This is a genomic window from Guyparkeria sp., assembly GCF_046545975.1.
Taxonomy (GTDB): domain Bacteria; phylum Pseudomonadota; class Gammaproteobacteria; order Halothiobacillales; family Halothiobacillaceae; genus Guyparkeria.
The window spans coordinates 1-8,159 of the sequence record NZ_JBKGYT010000075.1 but is presented as its reverse complement, the minus strand read 5'-3'; the positions used below and the strand labels follow the sequence as shown (position 1 = coordinate 8,159).

The 8,159-nt window shown below is 67.1% G+C and carries 9 protein-coding genes; 4 read left to right on the top strand and 5 right to left on the bottom strand.

The window, feature by feature from the left end; all coding sequences use genetic code 11:
• On the top strand, nucleotides 1–290 hold a 290-nt coding region (dtd, locus tag ACLFMY_RS07370), incomplete at its 5' end, for a D-aminoacyl-tRNA deacylase (RefSeq protein ID WP_410763975.1).
• 106 nt (nucleotides 291–396) lie between these two features.
• Here dtd and soxZ read toward each other — a convergent pair.
• The 4 genes from soxZ to ACLFMY_RS07350 form a co-directional block, all read right to left on the bottom strand.
• The gene (gene soxZ / locus ACLFMY_RS07365; RefSeq protein ID WP_410763974.1) at nucleotides 397–702 is read right to left on the bottom strand and encodes a thiosulfate oxidation carrier complex protein SoxZ; all 306 of its coding nucleotides are present in this window, start codon (nucleotides 700–702) and stop codon (nucleotides 397–399) included.
• Nucleotides 703–760: 58 nt separating this feature from the next.
• Nucleotides 761–1,231: a thiosulfate oxidation carrier protein SoxY gene (gene soxY, locus ACLFMY_RS07360; RefSeq protein ID WP_410763973.1), complete on the bottom strand. Its 471-nt coding sequence runs from the start codon at nucleotides 1,229–1,231 to the stop codon at nucleotides 761–763.
• Between the two features lie 177 nt (nucleotides 1,232–1,408).
• A complete protein-coding gene (locus tag ACLFMY_RS07355; protein ID WP_410763971.1) occupies nucleotides 1,409–2,764 on the bottom strand; it encodes a sigma-54-dependent transcriptional regulator in 1,356 nt (451 codons plus the stop codon).
• The gene (locus tag ACLFMY_RS07350; RefSeq protein ID WP_410763970.1) at nucleotides 2,761–4,773 is read right to left on the bottom strand and encodes an ATP-binding protein; all 2,013 of its coding nucleotides are present in this window, start codon (nucleotides 4,771–4,773) and stop codon (nucleotides 2,761–2,763) included. The genes ACLFMY_RS07355 and ACLFMY_RS07350 overlap by 4 nt, the downstream gene beginning before the upstream one ends.
• Nucleotides 4,774–4,826: 53 nt before the next feature.
• On the opposite strand from ACLFMY_RS07350, the gene bioF reads away from it, so the two are divergent.
• A complete protein-coding gene (bioF, locus tag ACLFMY_RS07345; protein WP_410763968.1) occupies nucleotides 4,827–6,011 on the top strand; it encodes an 8-amino-7-oxononanoate synthase in 1,185 nt (394 codons plus the stop codon).
• A gap of 71 nt (nucleotides 6,012–6,082) precedes the next feature.
• Nucleotides 6,083–6,733, top strand: a complete 651-nt coding sequence (locus ACLFMY_RS07340; protein ID WP_410763967.1) for an OmpA family protein — start codon at nucleotides 6,083–6,085, stop codon at nucleotides 6,731–6,733.
• Between the two features lie 93 nt (nucleotides 6,734–6,826).
• Here ACLFMY_RS07340 and ACLFMY_RS07335 read toward each other — a convergent pair whose 3' ends face one another.
• Nucleotides 6,827–7,333 (bottom strand): DUF192 domain-containing protein, encoded by a 507-nt coding sequence (locus tag ACLFMY_RS07335; RefSeq protein ID WP_410763966.1) that lies wholly within the window; start codon nucleotides 7,331–7,333, stop codon nucleotides 6,827–6,829.
• Nucleotides 7,334–7,438: 105 nt separating this feature from the next.
• Between ACLFMY_RS07335 and ACLFMY_RS07330 the strand changes: the two genes are divergently transcribed.
• A partial coding sequence (locus ACLFMY_RS07330) for a malic enzyme-like NAD(P)-binding protein (protein ID WP_410763965.1) occupies nucleotides 7,439–8,159 on the top strand: 721 nt, incomplete at its 3' end.

Sequence of the window (8,159 nt, the reverse complement as noted above, 5' to 3'; positions counted from 1 at the left end):
TGTTCCCCGACGACGCCGGGCGGATGAATCGCTCGGTGCGTGACATCGAGGGCGGAATTCTCGCCGTGCCGCAGTTCACGCTGGCGGCCGATACCCGGCGTGGCAACCGGCCCAGCTTTACGCCCGCCGCGGACCCGGCGAAGGCCGGTGATCTCTTCGATGCGTTCGTTGCGGCACTGCATCCGGCCCATTTGGGCGAGGTGGCCACCGGGCGTTTCGGTGCCGACATGCAGGTCGAGCTCGTCAACGACGGGCCGGTGACCTTCTGGCTGGAGGCGCGCCCAGGCTGACTTTCCCCGGGGTGGAGCGCCATCCGCCGTCGATATAAGGAAAAGACACCGCCCACGAAAAAGGCCCGCCGAATGGCGGGCCTTGTCTTGCGCTGCTCAGTCTGCCTTAGGCTTTCTGAGTCGCCTCGTCGGACTTGTCGGTGTTGGATTTCCAGGTCATCTTGACCTCGTCACCCTTCTTGCCCGGGACCTTGATGTTCAGGTACGGGTTCTTGGAGACGGCCTGGGAGAGGTTGGCCTGCATGACCTGCTCGCCGTTGACTTCGACGTTGATGGTCTGGATGTAGTCTGCCGGGATCTTCTCGCCGGTGGACTTGTCTTCGCGGTTGCCGGTTTCCATCGGGTGACGGATCAGGGCCTTCACGTCCAGTACGTCGCCGGCCGGGGAAATGCGCATGCGGATAGTAGACATAATCTATACCTCTGGGATTATTTGTCTGTATTCAATGACTTCGGTTGGTAGAGGCTGATTAGCCGCCGCAGCCACCGATAGTTACCTTGACTTCCTTGCCGGCCTGGTACAGCTTGCCGCCAGCGTGAACAACGCCGGTCACGTCGTCGGTCTCACCCATGCGGATACGGGTGGAGACGAACGGGTTGGCACCGTTCAGGTTGAAAGAAGCGACCAGCGGGTTCGGGTTCTTCGAAACGAAGAAAGCGACCTTGTCGGTATCGGAGATCTTGGACTCCAGGGTGACCGGAACAACGGCGCCGTTCTCGGCGATGTCCGGGGCCTTGACGGTGATGTCGTCAGAGTCGGAAACGTCAGAGGAACCGAACAGCTCGTTCAGGGCGTTGTCCATGCCTTCGGACTCGAAGGCGGCCTTCGGCCACTCGGCGGCCATGACGGCACGCGGGGAAAGCAGGCCGGCACCAACAGCCAGACCAGCAGCACTGGCAGCGAGGCTGCCCTTCAGAAATACGCGACGCTTGGATTGCATATCGTTAACTCCTCGTTAAGTTGTGGGTTTCCACGCCCTTTCCTGAAGCATGGCCTGTGCCAACTTGTTGAAGCCAGTAAAAACAACCACTTGAGATAATTCAGGCCGGGGGTTGCATGTTGCAATCTGCAATTTTCCGGCGTTTCACGTTGCAGCAACGAACGCAGGCCCGGTCGGCTACTTCTTCTCGTAGCTCTGCAGCTTGCGCCAGAGGGTGGACTTGTTGATGCCGAGGATGCTGGCGGTGCGCTCGCGGTTGCCCTGTGCGTAAGCGAGCGTCTTCTCAATGTAGCGGCGCTCGAGCTCCTCGAGCGTGGGATGGTCGGCATCGATGGTTGTGCCGCCGGTATCCGTGCCCGTGGCCGGGGCGGCGGTGTCCTCGCCGACCAGCTCGAGGTCGATTTCCTCGCTGTCGGACAGGGCGACGGCGCGCTCGATGGCATTCTTGAGTTCCCGAACGTTGCCCGGCCATGGGTAGTCGCCAATGGCCTGCAGTGACGCTTCCGACAGGCGCTTGGCGGGCCGGTGGAAGCGGCGGGCGAACTCCTCGAGGAAGTGCTGGGCCAGCACCGGGATGTCCTCGCGACGCTCGCGCAGCGGCGGCATCTGCAGTCGGACCACGTTGAGCCGGTGGTAGAGGTCGTGGCGGAATTCTCCGGCACGCACCATCTCGGCAAGGTTGCGGTTGCTCGCCACGATGAAGCGCACGTCGATGGGAATGGTCTTCACCCCGCCGACGCGGGTGATCTCCTGTTCCTGGACCACGCGCAGCAGCTTGACCTGCATGGCGTCGGATATGTTGCCGATCTCGTCGAGGAAGACCGTCCCGCCGCTGGCGACTTCCAGCAGACCGGGCTTGGCGGCGTTCGCGCCGGTGAAGGCGCCCTTCTCGTGGCCGAAGAGCTCGGTCTCCAGCAGCGTGTCGGTCAGGGCGCCACAGTCGATGACGATGTAGGGGGTGTGGGCGAAGTCCGAGCGCTCGTGCGTGGCGCGGGCGGCCAGTTCCTTGCCCGAGCCGGACTCGCCCTCGATCATGACGTTGATGCGCACGTCGCGGATCTTGTCGATGACCCGGTAGACCGCCTCGATGGCCGGCGAATTGCCCAGCATGGCCCGCTCGCCCTCTTCGAGGGCCGGGGCGGGCGGCTGCGCACCGCCGAGCAGGCGATGGACCAGCTCCACCAGGGATGCGGGGTCGTAGGGCTTCTTGACGAAGTCGCTTGCACCCAGTCGGAGTGCCTGGATGGCGTTGTCGATCGTCGAATAGCCGGTGATCAGGATCACGGGGAGATCGGGCCACTGACCGCGCAGCCACTCGAGGAACTCCAGCCCGTTCATGTCGGGCATCTTGAGGTCCGTGATCACCAGGTCGACGGGGTTTGCTTCCAGCCACTGCTGCGCGCTGTTCACCGATTGGAAGCCGTGGACCGTCAGGCCCTCGGTGCGCGCGTAGCGCGTGAACAGGTCGCTGGCACGCTCGTCGTCGTCGACGAACGCGATCACGGGGTGGGTGGTCTGCCTGTCTGTGCTCATGGGCTGGTCGTCGGGAAACTGGGTTTGTCGTCGGGTTTCAGTACCCGCGGGCGGGCCTTGTGCCGGGGAAGCACGATGCGCGCGAGCACGCCATCGGCTTCCGGCTCACCGGCCTCCCGCCGGTTCTCGAGGCTCAACTCGCCACCGTGGTACTGCACGATGCCGAGGCTGATGGACAGCCCCAGCCCGGTGCCCCGATCGACGTCCTTGGTGGTGAAGAACGGGTCGAATATCTGGTCGACCAGTTCCGGGGAGAGACCGGGGCCCTCGTCGCGGATCTCGATGGTGATGCTCTCGTCGCGGCACTCGGCCTGTATCAGTATATGCCCGCCGGTCGGGCTCGCGTGGATGGCGTTGCGCACGAGGTTGCTGACCACCTGTTCCATCTGGGCCGGGTCGAACTCCGCCTGGCAACGGGCGGTCGCGCTGAGCAGGGCGAGGTGCACGTCGGCCTCCATCGCCTCCGCCTGCATGCGGTCGATCACCTCCTCGAGCCAGTCGGCCAGTTCCACGGTCTCGTGTTCGGGAGGAAGCTGACGGGCGAAGTTCATTACCCCGCGCACGATGCGGCTGGCCCGGTGGGCCTCGGCGCGCAGGTCTCGGATGTCCTCCTGCAGGGACGGGGATTCCGGCGGCAGTTGCCGCTCGATCAGTCGCGTCAGGGCGAGGATGTTGTTGAGCGGATTGTTGATCTCGTGGCCGATGCCCGCGGCCATCTCGCCGATCGACGCGAGCTTGGCCTGCTGCAGGGCCCGCTTCTCGGCCCGGTCGCGCCTCCTGGCCTCCTCGGCCAACTGGTGGGTGAGATAGCGGAACGAGGTCTGCAACTGGCGGACCTCGGTGGTGTGCGAGTCGACCGGGATGGGCTGGTTCCGGTTGCCGTCGGCGAAGTGCTTGAGCGCCAGGGCCAGTCGCGAGATCGGGCGGGCGAAGTGTCGCGCCCCGAGGCCGGCGAACACCAGGCTCATCACCAGGGCGAGCAGCCCGAAGCCGAACAGGCTCAGGCGGATGTCGCGAAACGGGGCCGAGGTGATGTCGGCCGGCAGCCGGATGGCCACGAACCAGGACACCAGGCTGTGCGGGTAGGGATGGTATTCCTGGTAGTAGTAGCGGTGCTCGGCGTCCCCGTCGATGTAGACGCCGTTGGACTGGGCCACGGCCGCGTTCCAGAATGCGCCATCGTCGATGGTCCGGGCCTTCGCCCCGGCTTTGGATATGCCGTTCTCGAACGGCGAGACGAAGTTGATGCCCCGCGTGTCGTCATACAGGATCATGCTGTCCCGATCGGGCTGGCCGGGATTGTGCTCGATGATCATCACCTTGCCGTCCCGCGGGCGGGGCGAGAACGACAGGATCTGGTCAAGGTGCTCGCCGAAGGTGTTGACCACGACATAGCCCGCGGTGCGGTCGTCGACATTGCGCAGCGGGCGCACGGCATACAGCGTGCTGGGCTCCTGGCCCGGCAGGGAGTCGCCGAAGGACGCCGGCAGGGTCATGAAGCTGATCTCGTCCGAGGGCAGGGCCTGCAGCTGCTCGAGCAGGTCGTCGTTGTCGAATTCCTCCTCCACGTAGTTCACCTGTCCGAGGCTCTCGAAGGAGGGCGAGGCAACCCGCCCCAGGGTGACCTTGATGATCGTGTTGCCGGCCGCGTCCAGAATGCGGATACTCCCCAGCCCGGGCACCGTGCGCTGCAGCCCGGCGAGAAACCGGTTGGTGTTGATGCGCATCGAGGTGAGTTCGGGGTGCCGGATGCCCGTTGCCGAGGCCATCAGGGCGTTGAGCATCGTCTGGATTTCCTGGGACTGGCCGATCCCTTCGACCACCTCGCTCTCGTAGCGCATCCGGTTGCTCATCTCCCCGATCAGCGAGTCGATGTTTTCCTCGATCTCGCGGTTGATCTCTTCGTGGAAGCGCTGTTCGCTGTAGCTGGTCACGCCCCAGACCAGCAGCACCAGCGGCACCAGCGTGGCGGTGAAGGTCCACAGGAAGATGTTGACCGGCAGACGCATGGAAAAGGGTCCTCGGGGCGCAGGGCCGTCCCGGCGGGGGGCGGGGCGGATACGTGGTTCGGATTGAAGGTGACGCTATCACAAAGCATGACTGGACACAGTGGCTGGCGCGGCAGGACGATGCCGGGCTGACCCGGCGCTTGCGGGTGGCGGACTCGCCGCAGGGTCCGCGCATGCGCATCGACGGCCGGGAGCAGCGGATCTTCTGCAGCAACGACTATCTCGGCCTGGCCGACGACCCGAGGCTGGCCGAGGCCATGCACCGCGGCGTGGAGCGCTACGGCGTGGGCGCCGGGGCGGCCCACCTGATCAATGGCCACTTCACCCCGCACCAGCGGCTGGAGGAGGAGCTGGCCGCCTGGCTGGCGACCGACTCCGTGCGCCTGTTCTCCACCGGCTACATGGCCAACCTTGGCGTCGTCGGCGCGCTGATGGGGCGGGGCGACACGGTGATCGCCGACCGGCTCAATCACGCCTCGCTGGTCGATGCCGTGCAACTGTCGGGTGCGCGCCTGTCCCGCTACCGGCATGGCGACCTGGAGGATCTCGAGCGGCGGCTGTCGACGGCGCCCGGCGAGCGGATGATCCTTACCGACGGCGTCTTCTCCATGGACGGCGACATCGCCCCGCTGGACGACCTGGTGGCGCTGGCCGAGCGCTTCGATGCCTGGCTGGTGGTCGACGAGGCCCACGCCTTCGGCGTGCTCGGCGAGCAGGGGCGCGGCAGCTTCGAGGCCGCCGGCATCGCGGCGGGCGAGCGCGTCCTGCGCGTCGGCACCCTGGGCAAGGCCTTCGGCACGGCGGGCGCGTTCGTCGCCGGGGCGGTCGAGCCGATGGCCGTGCTGCTGCAGCGGGCACGCACCTACCTGTTCACCACGGCCCAGCCGCCGGCGGTGGCCGAGGCTTCGCGCGCGGCCCTGTCCATCGTGCGGCAGGAGGGCTGGCGGCGGGATCGGCTGCGTACGCTCGTCGACGGCTTCCGGCAGGGCGCCTCCGAACTGCCGGGCATCGAGCCGATGACGTCATCCACCCCCATCCAGCCGCTGCTGGTCGGCGACAGTGCCCGGGCGGTGGGCATGGCGGATCGGCTGGGCGAGGCGGGATTCATGGTGCCGGCCATCCGGCCACCCACTGTCCCGCGGGGCTCGGCCCGGCTGCGTGTCACCCTCAGCGCGGCGCATTCCGACGAGGACCTGCAGGCATTGATAGGAGCGCTCGCGGAACTGGTCTATTCTTGACCTATCAGGGAACGACGCCGGTGCGTTGCTGCCGGACCTATGTATTTGTCGCAACTTCACGGAGAGCCGCCATGAAACGATTGATCCTCATTGCCGCAGCCAGCGCGCTGGTGCTGGCTGGCTGTGCACAGAACCCCTACACGAGCGAGCAGGACAAGACCGCCAAGGGCGCGACCATCGGCGCCGGTGCCGGCGCCCTGCTGGGCAACGTCGTCGCCGGCTCGGGGAACAGGACCGGCGGCACGCTGATCGGCGCGGCCGTCGGTGCGACGGTCGGTGGCCTGGTCGGGCGCCAGATGGACGAGCAGGAACGGCAGCTGCGCCAGGAAATGGAAGGTACCGGCGTGGACGTCCAGCGGGAGGGCGACACCATCCGCCTGCAGGCACCGGAGTCGATCACCTTCGATACCAACAGCGCTGACATCAAGCCTCAGTTCCGGGATTCCCTGAATCAGGTCGCCCAGTCCATCCGCGAGTACCCGAACACCGTGGTGCGCGTCGAGGGGCATACCGATTCGACCGGCTCGGCGGCCAACAACCAGAGCCTGTCGCTCAACCGCGCCGAGAGCGTGACCAGCTACCTGTCGCGCCAGGGCGTCGAGCCGTCGCGGATGCAGGCCGTGGGCTACGGCTTCTCCCGCCCGGTTGCAACCAACGACACCCCGGAAGGCCGGGCGCAGAACCGCCGCGTCGAGATCCTGATCCTCCCGCAGGAGGAGTGATCGCCGGCCGCCTCGCGGCCTGACCGGCAAAGGCGAAGGCCCCACGGATCGCTTCAATCGACCGTGGGGCCTTTCTCGTTGGCGCGATCGGTACTAGCCGGACGGCTCGACGCGCTCGGGCAGGTCGGGTGGCGGCGCGATCCGGCTGCCGACCGCGAGTCCCAGCCTCTCGGCCGTCCCGGCGGGCAGTTCCAGCACGTAGCGGGCCGGGGCACCGCTGCGGTACAGCGGGCAGTCGCTGCCGGGGCAGGGCGGGGCCGCCCTGGTCGAGCCGACCACCCGCCAGTCCGCGTCGAGGAACACGATGTCGATGGGGAAGGCCACGTTCTTCATCCAGAAGGCCCGCGGCGCCTCGTCTGGATAGACGAACAGCATGCCGCGCCCGGCAGGCAGCCCCGACCGGTGCATCAGGCCCTGGCGACGACTGGCCCGGTCGGTGGCCAGCTCCACGATGAACGGCTCGCCGGCAATGACCAGCGGGCGCAGGTCGGTGTCCGTCGTTCCTGAATCGTTGGGCAGCAACCAGCCGGCCAGCAGGCCCGCGGCGAGTCCGAGGGCCAGCAGTCGCATGGCGATGGTGGAGGCAGGAGTCCGCGTCATGCCTGCCAGCGTAGCGCAGTCTCCCGCAAAACCGACCGGTCGGTGCCGCTTTCCCGGGGGCGCTGGTAAGATGCGGCATCCAATCCAATCAAGCTCCTGCGTCCCATGACCGACTCCGACAACCGTCTCCCCGCCGAGCAGCGCCGCCAGGACGCGCTGGACTACCACGCCCTGCCGCGGCCCGGCAAGATCGCCACGGCGATCACCAAGCCCACCGAGACCGCCCGCGACCTGGCGCTGGCCTATTCGCCCGGCGTGGCCGAACCGGTCCGCGAGATCGCCGCCGACCCGGAGGCCGCCTGGCGCTACACCGGGCGGGGCAACACGGTGGCCGTGATATCGGACGGCTCGGCCATCCTCGGGCTGGGCAACCTCGGACCGCTGGCCTCCAAGCCGGTGATGGAGGGCAAGGGCGTGCTGTTCAAGCGCTTCGCCGACATCGACGTGGTCGATCTGGAGATCGAGGCGGAGAACCCGCAGGCCTTCATCGACACGGTACGCCGGCTGGAGCCGTCGTTCGGCGGCATCAACCTCGAGGACATCAGCGCGCCGCGCTGCTTCGAGATCGAGGCGGCGCTCTCCGAGGCGATGGACATCCCGGTCTTTCACGACGACCAGCACGGCACGGCGATCATCATCGCCGCCGGGCTGACCAATGCCCTCAGGCTTCAGGGCAAGCGCCTCGAGGACGCCCGACTGGTGCTGGTCGGCGCCGGGGCCGCGGGCACCGCGACCCTCAACCTGCTGATCGACATGGGGCTCAAGCGCGAGAACCTGCTGGTGGTCGACCGCACGGGGGTCCTCCATGCCGGGCTCGAGGGGCTGC

Coding starts and splice junctions, on each gene's coding strand:
- soxZ (WP_410763974.1), bottom strand. CDS start 702: ATGTCTACTATCCGCATGCGCATTTCCCCGGCCGGCGACGTACTGGAC.
- soxY (WP_410763973.1), bottom strand. CDS start 1,231: ATGCAATCCAAGCGTCGCGTATTTCTGAAGGGCAGCCTCGCTGCCAGT.
- ACLFMY_RS07355 (WP_410763971.1), bottom strand. CDS start 2,764: ATGAGCACAGACAGGCAGACCACCCACCCCGTGATCGCGTTCGTCGAC.
- ACLFMY_RS07350 (WP_410763970.1), bottom strand. CDS start 4,773: ATGCGTCTGCCGGTCAACATCTTCCTGTGGACCTTCACCGCCACGCTG.
- ACLFMY_RS07340 (WP_410763967.1), top strand. CDS start 6,083: ATGAAACGATTGATCCTCATTGCCGCAGCCAGCGCGCTGGTGCTGGCT.
- ACLFMY_RS07335 (WP_410763966.1), bottom strand. CDS start 7,333: ATGACGCGGACTCCTGCCTCCACCATCGCCATGCGACTGCTGGCCCTC.